14 protein-coding genes are annotated in these 14,427 nt (G+C 35.9%); 1 reads left to right on the forward strand and 13 read right to left on the reverse strand.

The features are described from left to right. Nucleotides 1-42: 42 nt before the first annotated feature. On the reverse strand, nucleotides 43-1,056 hold the full coding sequence (locus tag CUC15_RS19900) for a YkvI family membrane protein (RefSeq protein WP_114918322.1): 1,014 nt from the start codon (nucleotides 1,054-1,056) through the stop codon (nucleotides 43-45). 87 nt (nucleotides 1,057-1,143) lie between these two features. Here CUC15_RS19900 and yyaC point away from each other — a divergent pair, with 87 nt between their 5' ends. Next, nucleotides 1,144-1,767, forward strand: coding sequence for a spore protease YyaC (gene yyaC, locus CUC15_RS19905; protein ID WP_114918323.1), 624 nt, complete (start codon nucleotides 1,144-1,146; stop codon nucleotides 1,765-1,767). A gap of 519 nt (nucleotides 1,768-2,286) precedes the next feature. Here the strand turns inward: yyaC and CUC15_RS19910 are convergent. The 12 genes from CUC15_RS19910 to rpmH all read right to left on the reverse strand — a co-directional run bounded on the left by CUC15_RS19910 (nucleotide 2,287) and on the right by rpmH (nucleotide 13,621). Further along, nucleotides 2,287-2,991, reverse strand: coding sequence for a DUF554 domain-containing protein (locus tag CUC15_RS19910; protein WP_114918324.1), 705 nt, complete (start codon nucleotides 2,989-2,991; stop codon nucleotides 2,287-2,289). Between the two features lie 251 nt (nucleotides 2,992-3,242). Beyond that, on the reverse strand, nucleotides 3,243-4,079 hold the full coding sequence (locus CUC15_RS19915; RefSeq protein ID WP_114918325.1) for a ParB/RepB/Spo0J family partition protein: 837 nt from the start codon (nucleotides 4,077-4,079) through the stop codon (nucleotides 3,243-3,245). Beyond that, complete coding sequence (locus CUC15_RS19920; protein WP_114918326.1) at nucleotides 4,060-4,833, reverse strand: ParA family protein; 774 nt, start codon at nucleotides 4,831-4,833, stop codon at nucleotides 4,060-4,062. Before CUC15_RS19920 ends, CUC15_RS19915 begins: the two co-directional genes overlap by 20 nt. Nucleotides 4,834-5,039: 206 nt before the next feature. Next, complete coding sequence (gene noc / locus CUC15_RS19925) at nucleotides 5,040-5,894, reverse strand: nucleoid occlusion protein (protein ID WP_114918530.1); 855 nt, start codon at nucleotides 5,892-5,894, stop codon at nucleotides 5,040-5,042. Between the two features lie 338 nt (nucleotides 5,895-6,232). After that, nucleotides 6,233-6,949, reverse strand: a complete 717-nt coding sequence (gene rsmG, locus CUC15_RS19930) for a 16S rRNA (guanine(527)-N(7))-methyltransferase RsmG (RefSeq protein ID WP_114918327.1) — start codon at nucleotides 6,947-6,949, stop codon at nucleotides 6,233-6,235. Nucleotides 6,950-7,129: 180 nt separating this feature from the next. Then, entirely contained in the window at nucleotides 7,130-9,019 is a 1,890-nt protein-coding gene (gene mnmG, locus CUC15_RS19935; RefSeq protein WP_114918328.1) for a tRNA uridine-5-carboxymethylaminomethyl(34) synthesis enzyme MnmG, read from the reverse strand. 24 nt (nucleotides 9,020-9,043) lie between these two features. Continuing rightward, nucleotides 9,044-10,420, reverse strand: a complete 1,377-nt coding sequence (gene mnmE, locus CUC15_RS19940) for a tRNA uridine-5-carboxymethylaminomethyl(34) synthesis GTPase MnmE (RefSeq protein WP_114918329.1) — start codon at nucleotides 10,418-10,420, stop codon at nucleotides 9,044-9,046. A 248-nt stretch (nucleotides 10,421-10,668) separates the two neighbouring features. Beyond that, complete coding sequence (locus tag CUC15_RS19945) at nucleotides 10,669-10,830, reverse strand: YozQ family protein (RefSeq protein ID WP_114918330.1); 162 nt, start codon at nucleotides 10,828-10,830, stop codon at nucleotides 10,669-10,671. Nucleotides 10,831-11,382: 552 nt separating this feature from the next. Beyond that, complete coding sequence (gene jag / locus CUC15_RS19950) at nucleotides 11,383-11,997, reverse strand: RNA-binding cell elongation regulator Jag/EloR (RefSeq protein ID WP_114918331.1); 615 nt, start codon at nucleotides 11,995-11,997, stop codon at nucleotides 11,383-11,385. Beyond that, the gene (gene yidC, locus CUC15_RS19955; protein ID WP_114918332.1) at nucleotides 11,994-12,773 is read right to left on the reverse strand and encodes a membrane protein insertase YidC; all 780 of its coding nucleotides are present in this window, start codon (nucleotides 12,771-12,773) and stop codon (nucleotides 11,994-11,996) included. The genes jag and yidC overlap by 4 nt, the downstream gene beginning before the upstream one ends. 76 nt (nucleotides 12,774-12,849) lie before the next feature. Beyond that, nucleotides 12,850-13,203 carry a ribonuclease P protein component gene (gene rnpA / locus CUC15_RS19960; protein WP_114918333.1) on the reverse strand — a complete coding sequence of 118 codons (354 nt, stop codon included), beginning with the start codon at nucleotides 13,201-13,203 and terminating at the stop codon, nucleotides 12,850-12,852. Nucleotides 13,204-13,486: 283 nt separating this feature from the next. Beyond that, nucleotides 13,487-13,621, reverse strand: coding sequence for a 50S ribosomal protein L34 (gene rpmH, locus CUC15_RS19965; RefSeq protein WP_114918334.1), 135 nt, complete (start codon nucleotides 13,619-13,621; stop codon nucleotides 13,487-13,489). Nucleotides 13,622-14,427 lie beyond the last annotated feature (806 nt).

Raw genomic sequence — 14,427 nt, forward strand, 5'->3', positions numbered from 1 at the left:
AATATCGCGATCAATACAACCACAATATACAACTTCAGCTAGCTAATCTGCTTTATTCCAGATTGGATACAGGAGTAAGCGAGTAAGCACATATAAATTTAGAATGCCGTAAATTGGATACGTATAGCTAATTAATGTTGAAAACCCAATTGCTGTTAGTGGAACCATCACGACTAACAAAAGAATAACAATGGAGACAAATGACAGCTTGAAATATTCTTGGATACGACTTACAATCCCTAGAATCCCTGCTGCAGCAGTTTTAAAAATGGCTAGCCATAGAAGGACTGACATTATAATCAAAACAATAACCGGATAATGCTTTAAAATCGCAAATAGAGGAATTTCATATGAAATAATTACCTGTTCGATTTGAATCAAACTATTATTGTAAATGTATGAAATTCCCCCTAGAATTACTCCACTACTAACACTGGCGATAACTATTTCTTTTTTTGAGCTAATTTTATTGCCAATTGCACCAATAACAGCAATGATTGGCAAAATATTTAAAGCTGTAAATGGAAATGCAGCAATCCAATTGTCCTGCTCATGGATATGAGAAAACAATATTAGATTTTGGTCAACCATAAAATTGATAAGGACAACCAAGAGCCCCACAATCAAGATTGGCACAATAACCTGATTCATTGATAATAAACCATTAATCCCATTCATAAACAATAAAATTAATGCGACGACCATGATGCCGATTCCTAGCCAATTTGGCACATTAAATGCTTGTCCAGTAGCACCGCCCCCTGCGATCATTACGACAGTTATTGTGAATAAATAAATCAAAATCATGACATCATAAAATCCTGTTAAACGCGCACCAACAATATCTTTCAGCACTGGTATATAATGGGTCGATTTCCTAGAATAGCTTATATTCATAATAACCATACAGCCAATCGTAAAGAAGATAGTTACTAAAAGAATAGCTAGTCCACTTCCATGTCCAAAAAACTCCCATATTTCCCTGCCAGAAGTATACCCGGCGCCAATCGTTGCACCAATAATTAGTGACATCCATTTAAATCCTGCTCTCCACATCATCTTTCCTCCAATATTTTTAATATTCATGTATAGAAAGATATAAAAATCCGTATACTATACCAATATGTTTGTGGAGGATAAGCTATGAATCTAATAAATCGATTTGCAAATAATAATGAATCTTTCCGTATGCTCCATACCGAACCAATATTATCTGAAACTATTAGTGAAAAAATCATTTCTTGGCTGCCGAATTCTGCTCGTGAGTATGTAATTGTTTGTATTGGTACTGATCGTTCTACAGGTGATGCCCTTGGACCATTGGTCGGAAGCTATTTTCAAGAAATGCGTCCTAGACATATGACGGTATATGGGACACTGCATGATCCTGTTCACGCAACCAATTTAACAGAATCGATTGTAAAAATTAATGAAACACATAGGAACCCATTTATCATCGCAATCGATGCCTGTTTAGGTAAAAATACATCAATTGGCCATATTATTACAGGTACGGGACCACTCAAGCCCGGAGCTGCTTTAAACAAGCCTCTTCCAGAAGTTGGTGACGTACACATAACAGGAGTAGTAAATATTGGCGGATTTATGGAATACTCTATTTTACAAAACACTAGGCTGTCGATTGTTGTTGATATGGCTAAGCAAATTGCTGCGATATTAGACCATATCGATCAGAGACTGACTTCCAATGAAACTATTCCAGCCACCATAACAATGAGAAAACGTAAAAGAAAGAATATGGTGTAGCAACCACAGCATTGCATGCAACCCATTTAAATGTAGATGCATATTTAAAAGAGGGTAAAAGATTGGAACTGCTAATACGCTCATCAAAAAATCGATTGTATATCAAGTGAATATTGATAGTTCTTGGTTAATGTAAACTATGAACTAATGACAATTGTGATTTCAATTATGGTAGCAGTTGCTATTCACAAACGGTCTTCAGTATTTTGCTACACTCAACGCCGATAGTTAGTGGGTTTGCCATTCTTTTTTCGATAGAATCTGCACTATCTCCAGCGGAAGAAATACACGAAGACTCCTGCGGAAAAAAGAGCCTAGGTGAGACTACGAAGTGCGTCAGCACAAGAAGGCTCACCAGCTTCCCCGCGGAAAGCGAAGTGTATTTCTGGAGCGAGAGGCCTGAGAGAAATCTCTTGACTATGTAAGTGCGCTGTTCATCTAAATTGCGAACAAATCAATAAGGGCCATCAAGCTTCACTGCACTTGATGGCCCTTATTCTAACAAATATTCAATTCCTCTTATATTAATTGATAAATATAATATATAATTCCAACTGTAACAATGGAAGGCAACAGATTACCAATCCGGATATTTGTGATTTTAAGCAAGTTTAAACCGATAGCAAGGACGAGTAATCCTCCGACTGCTGTTACTTCAACAATTAGACCGTTTAAAAATGCTTCTGGTAGCCATTTCTCAATTTGCGTGGCAAATAATGCAATTGCCCCCTGATATAGAACAACAGGAATGACAGATATAACGACACCAAATCCTAATGTTGTCGTTAAAACCAATGCTGTAAATCCATCGATAACGCCCTTCGTAATAAGCACTTCATGATCACCGCGAATTCCGCTATCCAATGCACCAATAATCGCCATTGCACCGATACAGAAGATCAATGTCGCCGTGATAAATCCTTGGGCAACACTAAAATTGTTATTTGTTGTTGTAAATTTACTGCCAATCCAATTGCCCAGACGGTTTAAGCCCTCTTCTAAATGTATGAATTCGCCAATAATTGCCCCAGATAATAAGCTTAGCAGGACGATAATAATTTGATCAGTTGCTATTGCCATTTGTAAACCAATCAGCATAACCGCAAGCCCTATCCCATGCATTACTGTTTCTTTGTAGCGTTCAGGTATTTTTGTAAAAAAGAGCCCAAGTACACTACCAATTATTATTAATGCACCATTTATTAACGTTCCAAGCAATACCATTGATTTAACGCCACCCTTTGCTAGATCTTCTACATACATGAATATAAAAATGTTTCACGTGGAACATTTTGTTGTTCTCTCTCTTAAAGCCCATTAGAAAACTTGGTTGCCATCTAGCTTTAGATTGCAACTTATTTACACAATTTGCAAAAAGCTGCCCTATCAACACTATCTATTTGCTAAATTTCACACGGAATAAGCGAAATAAAAAACTGACGACAGCTTTGGCGTCAGTTCAATTATTATCGTAACTACTTCTCTAAGACTTCCAAAATACGTTCGAGGTCGTCGTCTGAGTAAAACTCAATTTCTATTTTCCCTTTGCGTTTTCCACGTTGTATTGTAACAGCTGTCCCTAAAAAGTCTCTTAAAATAGATTCTCTTTCTTGAAGAAATACATCCTTTTTAACCTTTTCTTTCTTTTGTACAGGATTTTCATTTAAAACAACAATTAGCTTTTCAACCTGTCTTACATTTAGTTTCTCAGTACGAATCTTATTCACCAGTGGAAATAATCTGCCCTTATCTTTAAGACCTAATAAAGCACGTCCATGTCCCATTGATAATTCGCCATTGTTAATATACGCAACAATCTGGTCTGGCAACGAGAGCAAGCGTACGATATTTGCAATATGAGAGCGACTTTTTCCTAAACGTTTCGATAACTCTTCTTGTGTTAAATTCAATTCCTTCATAAGATTAGCATATGCATGTGCTTCTTCAATTGGAGTTAAATCTTCTCGCTGTAAGTTTTCCAACAATGCAATCTCCATCATTCGCTCATCAGTCATCTCTTTTACAACAGCAGGCACAGTTCTAAGTCCAGCTTCCTTCGCTGCACGATAACGTCTTTCCCCAACCACTATCTCGTATCCTTTAATACTTTTACGAACAATGATTGGTTGAATGATTCCATGTTCAAGAATAGACTCTTTCAATTCTTCAATTGCATCTGCGTGAAAAGTTTTTCTTGGTTGATATGGATTTGGTCTGCATTCTGTAATAGCAATTTCTTGAATTGATTCATTTTCTTCCTTCTCTATCTCAGGAAAAAAAGCATTGAGTCCCTTACCCAACCCTTTCGCCACTTTCCATCACTTCCTTTGCTAATTCGAGATAGACTTCTGCACCTTTCGATTTTGGATCATACGTAATAATTGGTTGTCCATGACTCGGTGCCTCTCCAAGTCTTACATTTCTTGGAATAATCGTTTTATACACTTTATCTTGGAAATACTTCTTAACCTCTTCAATTACTTGTATACCCAAATTCGTTCTTGCATCAAGCATTGTTAGCAAGACACCTTCAATCATCAATGTCTTATTTAAATGCTTTTGTACCAATCGAATGGTATTGAGTAGCTGACTCAATCCTTCAAGAGCATAATACTCACATTGAACTGGAATAATCACTGTATCAGAAGCTGTTAATGCATTTAATGTTAATAATCCCAGTGATGGAGGACAATCTATAATAATATAATCATAAGAATCTTTAAGACTATCTAATGCTCTCTTCAGACGGATTTCTCTTGAAATAATTGGCACAAGTTCAATTTCAGCACCTGCTAGTTGAATGGTTGCAGGAATAATATCTAAATTATCCAATTCCGTTGAAATGACTACTTCTTCAGCAGGTAAATCTTCGACAAGTACATTATAAACACAATTACTTACATCAGCCTTGTTAACACCTACACCACTCGTTGCGTTTCCTTGTGGATCTGTATCAACTAATAGTACCTTATTCCCTAAATGCGCTAGACAGGCACTAATATTTACGGATGAAGTTGTTTTCCCTACGCCACCTTTTTGATTAGCGATGGACATTATTTTTCCCATGTTGACACCTACCTAAACTATATACCTTCTATTCTATCACTATTTACAGAGAAACGACTATTAATTTTGTCTAATTTTACAGATAAGTAGATATAAATTTTCCTCACAATGTATATTCAACCTGGAATCCTAATTGTTATACTAAAATGCCCATCTTTTCGAGCAAAAGATGGACATCACATGAAAATATATTTTATAATATCGAGTTATTTCTTAGGAATTTTAATCGTAATTTGATAATAATCATCGAGTTCTTCTTCATCAGACTCGACTTTTAATCCTGTATCCGAAACCATATTCAAAGACTCACGAATTGTATTCATTGCAATTCGAATGTCCTTATTTATCCCTTTTCGTCTTGGACGCTTTTTCTTTTGATTCTCTTTTATTTCTTCCATTTTTGCAATACGTTCTTCTGTCTGTTTTACATTCAGTTCATTATCAATGATAAACTGCAGAACCTGTAATTGCTTCTCTGGATCCTTTAATTTTATTAGAGCCCTGGCATGTCGCTCGGTAATCGATTTATTTAATAAGGCATTTCGCACTTCTTCAGGTAACTTTAATAAACGTAATTTATTTGCAATCGTGGATTGATTCTTACCAAGTCTTTGCGCCAATGCCTCTTGGGTTATCGAGTGCAATTGTAAAAGCTCTGCATAAGCATACGCCTCTTCAATCACCGTCAACTCTTCTCGCTGCAAATTTTCAATTAAAGCAACAGAAGCTGTTTCTGTATCGGTCATTTCCCGAATAATTGCAGAAATATGCTCTAGTTCTAATGATTTAACGGCACGGAGTCTTCGTTCCCCCGCGATAACCTCATATTTATCCTGTTCCATTTTTCTTACAACAATAGGTTGGATCATACCATGGGTTCGAATTGTTTGTGCTAATTCTTTAATTTTGTCCTCATTAAATATTGTTCTTGGTTGAAAGCGATTAGGTACAATATTGGCTACAGGAAGCTGAATGACTTCATCCGGAAGATAGTCGACTTTTTCTGGTTCTGCGGGAGTTTTTTCTCCTTTTCCAAATATCCGATTAAAAGGATGCACCACCATCTGACACCACCTTTATTTGCTAAACTAAAAACTATCTATGTAAAAATTGTTTCACGTGAAACAATTTAAGGAAATAGAACTTCAACCAGAAAGAAACGTTCATTTTGTCTACTGATATGTGTTCATGGAAACAGCATTTTTATGCTGTATATTATCTTTCAAAATTTCTAGTATTTATAGTTACAGATTTAACTCCCCTACTATGAGTTTTAATTATCTAGTAAGCACTATTTTCTATCTTTATATTACCATATTCCTACTTAGAAGAGTATCACTTGAAGTATAAATATTTTTGTTGTAATCTCTTTACCTAAAGCAAGGGCAAATCTTTCTTGTTATTCTATTGGTGATTTATTCGGTGTCCCAGCTTTTCTAGGATATTTCTTCGGTGTTTTTCTTCTTTTGTTGACAATAACAATAGAACGTTCACTTTCTTCTTGTGGCAATGTAAATGTATAGGTTTTATCTATTTCTCCACCTAGAATTTCGATTGCTTGCATGCCATTCTCTAATTCCTCGTCTGCCTGCGCACCTTTCATTGCAATGAACACACCATCTTTTTTAACTAATGGTAAACACAGTTCACTTAAAACAGACATTCTTGCAACTGCTCTTGCCGTAACAATATCAAATGATTCACGAGTATCACTATTTTTACCAAAAGTTTCTGCTCGATCATGATAAAAAGCGACATTTGTTAATTCTAGCTGTGCTGCTAAATGATTTAAAAAGCCAATCCGCTTCTGTAAGGAATCCACAATGGTTACTTTCAGATTAGGAAAGCAAATTTTTAAGGGAATACTTGGAAATCCGGCACCTGCTCCTACATCACAAATGGATTGTTCTTTTGTGAAATCATAGTAAAAAGCAGCAGAAATCGAGTCATAGAAATGTTTTAAATAAACATCTTCTTCTGAGGTTAATGCGGTGAGGTTAATTTTCTCATTCCATTCCACCAATGTATGATAATAAGTAGCAAATTGCTCACGCTGCTTTGCATTTAATTCAATTCCTTGTTCTTTTAAGGCCAATACAAATTGTTCTGGATTCATCGATAGAATATCTCCTTTTATAATCGGTATTAGTAAATATCCCTCTGTATCTAGTCCTTAAACCAAATACAAAGGGATTTCATAAGGTACATTTTCTATTATTACAGATTTGGGAGGCTGCTTCCAGTTTTGACCATCAGTGAACCTCCCCTGCTATTAACGTTGCACGATTGTTTACTTTTAATTCGCAACCCTTGCAATCTGTCCTTGTTCAATATAAATAAGCAAGATGGAAATATCTGCAGGATTTACGCCAGAAATTCTAGACGCTTGCCCTAGTGATAATGGATGAATCTTCTTGAGCTTCTCTCTTGCTTCAGTTGCAAGACCACTAATATCATCATAATCAATATTTGCAGGAACCTTCTTATCTTCCATTTTTAACATACGGGCTACTTGTTCATTTGCTTTCTTAATATATCCTTCATACTTCACTTGAATAGCAACTTGTTCTTTTTGCTCATCCGTCAAGTTTGGATTTTCCTCAATCATCTTTTCAATGGAATCATAACTAAGCTCTGGACGTTTCAATAAATCATATGCCTTTGCCGCTTCTTTTAAAAGGGCAGCATTTGCCTCTTCCATGACTTGATTAACCAAATCATTTGGCTTAATCATGATTTCACGTAAACGTTGCTTTTCTTCTTCAACCAATTGCTTCTTCTCAATAAATTTATTGTATCGTTCTTCTGAAATTAATCCAAGCTCATGACCAATTTCTGTTAAACGCAGATCTGCATTATCATGACGAAGCAATAAGCGATATTCGGCACGTGATGTTAGTAAACGATAAGGCTCATTTGTCCCCTTCGTTACTAAATCATCAATCAATACGCCAATATAAGCTTGAGAACGATCTAGAATGACCGGTTCTTTTCCAAGCACTTTTGCAGCAGCATTGATTCCAGCCATAATACCCTGTCCAGCAGCTTCTTCATATCCAGAAGTTCCATTTAATTGACCTGCTGTAAATAGTCCTGGAATTTTCTTCGTTTCCAGTGTCGGCCATAATTGCGAAGGTACAACAACATCATATTCTATTGCATAGCCTGGACGCATGATTTGTGCATTTTCTAATCCAGGAATTGTTTTAATGATTTCATTTTGAACATACTCTGGTAAAGAAGTGGATAATCCTTGGACATAAACCTCTTCTGTATCTCTTCCTTCTGGTTCAAGGAAAATTTGGTGACGAGGCTTATCGCTGAAACGAACAATTTTATCTTCAATCGATGGGCAATATCTTGCACCTGTTCCGCGTTTCACTCCAGAATACATCGATGATAAATTTAAGTTATCATTGATAACTTGATGTGTGAATTCATTAGTATACGTCAACCAGCATGGTAGCTGATCAAGGATTTGCTCTGTTGTTTCATAGGAAAATGATTTTGGATTCTCATCACCTGGTTGAATTTCCGTTTTCGAATAATCAATCGAATGGCTGATAACACGTGGCGGTGTTCCCGTTTTAAAACGTGTAAGTTCAAATCCAAGTTCCTCTAAATTCTTAGATAGCTTAAGTGATGGACGTTGGTTATTCGGTCCACTTTCATATTCCACATTTCCCATTAATACTTTACCGCGCATGAATGTACCTGTCGTAATAATGACAGCATCTGCAAAATACGAGGCTTTAGTCTCTGTAACCACACCTTTACATACGCCATCTTCAATAATTAATGAATCTACCATCCCTTGTCTTAGGGTTAAATTCTCCTCATTCTCAAGGATGTTTTTCATTTCTTTCATATATAAGGTTTTATCGGCCTGTGCACGTAAAGCTTGTACGGCAGGTCCTTTACCTGTATTTAACATCCGCATTTGAATGTAAGTCTTATCAATTACTTTGCCCATTACACCACCAAGTGCATCCACTTCACGTACAACGATCCCTTTTGCAGGTCCGCCAACAGATGGATTACATGGCATAAAAGCAATCATATCCAAGTTTAATGTTAACATTAACGTTTTTGCGCCCATTCGTGCTGCTGCGACACCAGCTTCAACGCCTGCATGCCCTGCACCAACAACGATTACATCATATTGTCCTGCATTATATGTTGTCATTTTGATTTATCCTTTCTTCATTTATTATTTCCCTAAACAAAATTGCGAGAATAACTGGTCGATCAAACTGTCACTAGCAGTATCGCCAACTATTTCACCTAATAATTCCCATGTCCGTGTTACATCTATTTGTAAGATATCAATAGGTACTCCTATTTCTATTCCTTCCATTGCATCCTCTAACGCTTTACTTGCTTGCTTTAACAAATCAATATGTCTAACGTTTGATACATAGGTCATGTCACCAGTATCTAGCTCACCTTCAAAAAACGTATCAGCAATTGCGCTTTCTAATGCATCTACACCCTCTTCTTCAATTAGAGAAGTGGATACGATTGGGCGTGTGCCTGCAAGCTGTTTCACTTTATCTAAATCTAGCTTTTGCGCTAAATCTGTCTTATTAATAATAACGATATAATCAAGTCCTTGAATCGCGGCAAACAGCTTCTCATCTTCTTCCACTAGTTCATCATTATAGTTCAGAACAAAAAGAATGAGATCTGATTCCTTCAATACTTGTCTTGACCGTTCGACACCAATTTTTTCAACAATATCTTCTGTTTCGCGAATTCCTGCAGTATCAACTAATTTTAGCGGAACCCCTCGAACATTGACATATTCTTCTATAACGTCCCTTGTTGTTCCTGGTACATCCGTTACAATTGCTTTATTTTCCTGAACAAGTGTGTTCATTAAGGATGATTTTCCAACATTGGGTCTGCCAATAATTGCAGTAGCTAAGCCTTCACGCAAAATCTTCCCCTGCTTCGCTATACTAAGCAGCTTCTCAATTTCCTCGTGAACCTCTTTTGTCTTCGTCCGCATCATTTCATGCGACATTTCCTCAACATCATCATATTCAGGATAATCAATGTTTACCTCAACCTGGGCAACAGTTTCTAGTAATTCCTGACGTAACCGCTGAATTAATCCAGAAAGTCTGCCATCCATTTGTTTTAGAGCAACATTCATTGCCTTATCTGTCTTCGCTCGGATTAAGTCCATTACTGCTTCTGCTTGTGAAAGATCGATTCGGCCATTTAAGAATGCCCGTTTCGTAAATTCACCAGGTTCTGCCAGCCTTGCACCATTACTCAATGCCATTTCTAACACACGCTTAACAGCGGTCATTCCACCATGGCAATTGATTTCTATTATATCTTCACGGGTAAATGTTCTTGGTGCACGCATGACAGAAACCATTACTTCATCCGCGATTTCATTTGTTTCCGGATTAATAATCTTACCATAATTAATCGTATGTGAATCAACCTCTTGCAGATTTTTACCTTTGAAAATTTTACTAGTGATCGAAACAGCCTCTGGTCCACTCAAACGAACAATTGCAATTGCACCCTCCCCAATCGGGGTTGATATCGCAGTAATTGTATCTGTCTCCATCCGTTACACCTCCTGCATTTTTCCATCATTTATCTATATCAATAACGCATTTATTATTTTTAACGTCACTAACAAATTAGGATAACATATTTAGACTAAAAAATAAACTTATCCACAAAAAATATATTATAAATATAAAAAACCAATTATCAACATGTGGATAATTGGTTTTCGTGACACCAAAAGTAGAGGGGCTTGTTATTAACAAGCCCCCTACTTAATTGTTTTTATACTTATTGGTTTCTTTATTATTCGTCTTTTTTCTCATAATCAATTGTTCCATCTGACAACGTATCTGAAACTTGTTTATGGGTTTCAGCTAATCCTTTTGATGCTTCATCTTGCTCTTCCTGCTTATTTCGATCAAATACTTTATCAGCGACCTCTTCTACTTTCGCTTTTTTAGCCATTTTCAATCCCCCATTTCACTATTCATATTCCCGGTTAGAACATTAAACAAACAAATTTGGAAAGAGGAAAAGTTGGTTGCTTTTATTAAGGGTAGTGGATTAAAAATTATTTGATATTAAGTGAAACTAAATAGGTGAACAATCTGCTCTGACCACTCGCTTCGAAAATACATTACGCTTTTCGCGGGGGGATGGTGAGCCTTCTTGTGTTACGCACTTCAAAGTCTCACCGAGGCCCTTCCTCCCGCAGGAGTCTTCGAGTATTTTCTCCGCTGGATTGTACAATTGCATTCATCTTTCTATCTATGATATAAGACGCGAAAGCAATTCCTCTCTCATGGCCTTTTGATTGTAAAAAAGAACAAGGGACTCCTACGAGCATAGAAACAGCAGAAATTCCATTGCGATTAATTTTCTCCTGATGGAACATACTACATTGCTCACGGAAAGCGACTGTCCGGAGCGAGAATCAACGATACGCTTAGTTGTTAGAAATTAATATAAATAGCAACAAACGATTAAAAAATGCAAACAAAAAACCTTAGAGAGTATCTAAGGTTTTATAACAATGTGACGATGTGGTTCTACCCCATCCGAATAAGTGGAAACTGATTTATGATGCTGCAGCTTACTATGAATAATTTTCCGTTCATATGACGGCATTGGCTCTAATGCAACTTTTTTATTAAGTCTAAGTGCTTTTTCTGCCATTCTTAGTGCTAGCGTTTCTAGTGTTTCTTCTCTTCGTCCTCGATAGCCTTCTGCATCTAATGTAACGGTATAATAAGCTTTTTTATCTTTATTCAGAACAAGATGGACTAAATATTGAAGTGCATTTAATGTCTGTCCACGTTTTCCAATAAGCAAAGCAATATTTTCCCCGCTTAAGTCAAAGGTAATATGCTTTCCTTTAACATTCGTTGTTACGTCAACATTTATATTCATGTTATTTATTACTTCTTTAATGTACATTTCTGCTTCAACAATCGGATCTTTCGTAAGGCTTACTTTTACAATGGCTCGCTTTGCACCAAATATTCCGAGTAATCCTTTTTTACCTTCATCAATAATATCGATTTCTACTTGATCCTTCGTGGTGTTTAACTGCTCTAGTGCTGATTGGACCGCTTCTTCAACTGTTTGGCCGCTAGCAGTTATTTGTTTCACTTCTTGTCTCCTCCATTATTACTCATCATTGGTTTATTAATCAATAATGTTTGAATAACCATAAAGATATTACCAGTTACCCAGTACAATGCAAGTGCTGCTGGGAAGAATATAGCAGTAACCCCAATCACAATTGGCATCATGTAAAGCATCATATTCATTTGCATCGCCATTTGTGGATTGCTAGTCAACGATGTATTCGTTGACATCATTATTTTTTGTTGTAAGAAAGTAAATCCAGCAGTTAAGATTGGCAGAATAAAATATGGATCCGGTGAACCAAGTTCAAACCAGAGGAAACTGTAATTTTTAATTTCACTTGTTCGACTAATTGCATGGAAAATCGCAATCATAATCGGCATTTGCACAAGAATAGGCAAACATCCAGCAAGTGGATTAACATTATGCTTCTGCATTAATTTCATTGTTTCTTCTTGTAATTTCTGTTGTGTTTTCTGGTCCTTGGAGCTGTATTTAGTCTGAAGCTCTTTAAGCAGTGGTTGTACCTCCTGCATTGCTCTTGAACTCTTAATTTGTTTAATATTTAAAGGCATTAAAATTAAACGAATAATAATCGTAACAATAATAATCGATAAACCATAGCTATTATTAAATGTTTCCGCTATTTTAATAATTACCCATGAAAGTGGATAGACAAATATAGTATTCCAAATTCCTTCACTTTCCGAGGTAATCGGCTGATCAATTTCCGTACAACCAGAAAGTATTGCTACTAACCCAATTAAGATTAAGAGCAATAAATACTTTTTGCGCAATTTTTTTCCTCCTTAACACTAAAAACTCATACTATCTGCTATTTTAGCTTAATTCAATTATTGTAGCTATAATAAACTAATCTTGATTCGTTTTTTTTAATAAATGTTCTTTATATAGTAGATGGGTTAAGCTTTTCTTTATTTCTTCATACCCCATGTTCTTTGTTTGCCCGCGAGCAATAATCACTATATCATGTGGATATAAAATGCTATCATTTAGCTCTTGAAACGCTTGGCGCAAATAGCGCTTAATTCGATTGCGCGTTACAGCGTTTCCAATCTTTACACCTACAGATAGACCTACACGAAAGTGCTCTTGATCCTGCTTCTGTACATAGTATATAACAAGCTGCCGATTAGCAAAAGACTTTCCTTTTTTAAAAACATATTGAAATTCTTTACTCTTCTTTATCCGAAATTCCTTTTTCATTCTAATCACCTTTTTTAAGAGATAAGAAAGGATAACTTTCTTCTAAATCCCTTTCTTTTCACTTAGGTCTTATCAGGCACTCCATAGCAGTACTTCTACAAATAAATAAGTGTTTTATATTTTCTTATCTACCAAGCATATCCATATTTTATCGTAAATATGTATTTAAGAACATAGACACTAACAAGCCTTTAATATAATGATACAGGAAGGAAATCATTCGTTTTCCTCCCTGTTAAAGACGGCCTTTAACGTAAAAAAAACCACTGACGCTTCAGTGGTCTTATGCAGATAATACTTTTCTTCCTTTACGACGACGGCGTTGTAGAACTTTACGTCCATTAGCAGTACTCATACGTGTACGGAAACCATGTACCTTTTTACGTTTACGATTATTTGGTTGAAATGTTCTTTTCATTTATAGTGCACCTCCCTGAGGGATCTAAATATCCTAATTATATTAAGCGTCATTATTACCACTGCATCTGACTTTCTAAACAATTATACGTAAAACTCCCCCCATCTGTCAACTTCCTTTTTTTATAGAAAAGAAATTTTAATACTACCTATTAACTAAAAAAGGCTTAACCAAGTCTGCTTTCTAAAGATTTGGTTAGGCCTTATTTTTTGTAAAAAACTTTATCCACATGGTTTGTGAACCAAATTTCGACAATATTTTTCTATCCACAACAATTATTTACAAGATAATCACAAAATATAGTGGTGTGGATAGAAATTATATACAACCGCTAGTGTTTGTGGATAAGTGTTCAAAAACCGTTGCATCAACACGTTTTTTTTGTTATCATATTAGTGTTTTAACCTGTGGAAATCTATTCGACCTATTTTAGTTATGCACAAACTGTGGATAAGATGTGGATAGTAATTCACACCCGGACGTATAACCTTTTCAACAGCAATGTGGATAAAGTAAATAACTGCTGTAAGCCTTTATTATATCTTACTTTTTCCATCCACATGAAAATCTCTGCTAAATTAATATTTGCCTCTATAATACCTAAAGATTAGGCTCATATTAGAAATGCCTTTCCATCTTATTAGATTGAGAGAGGCTTTTTCTGTCATGTCATTGCGTTTCTATTTTTATTTATGTGGCAATCTAACATTAAATGAATGTAATTTTAGAAAACTAAGGATTACCCAAGCCTTTGGGTGACTGCCTTTGTTGCACTTTTCTTATCTGCGGACAGAAGCGTAGGCGCC

The sequence above is a fragment of the Oceanobacillus zhaokaii genome, assembly GCF_003352005.1.
In the GTDB taxonomy this organism is placed as follows: Bacteria; Bacillota; Bacilli; order Bacillales; family Amphibacillaceae; genus Oceanobacillus; species Oceanobacillus zhaokaii.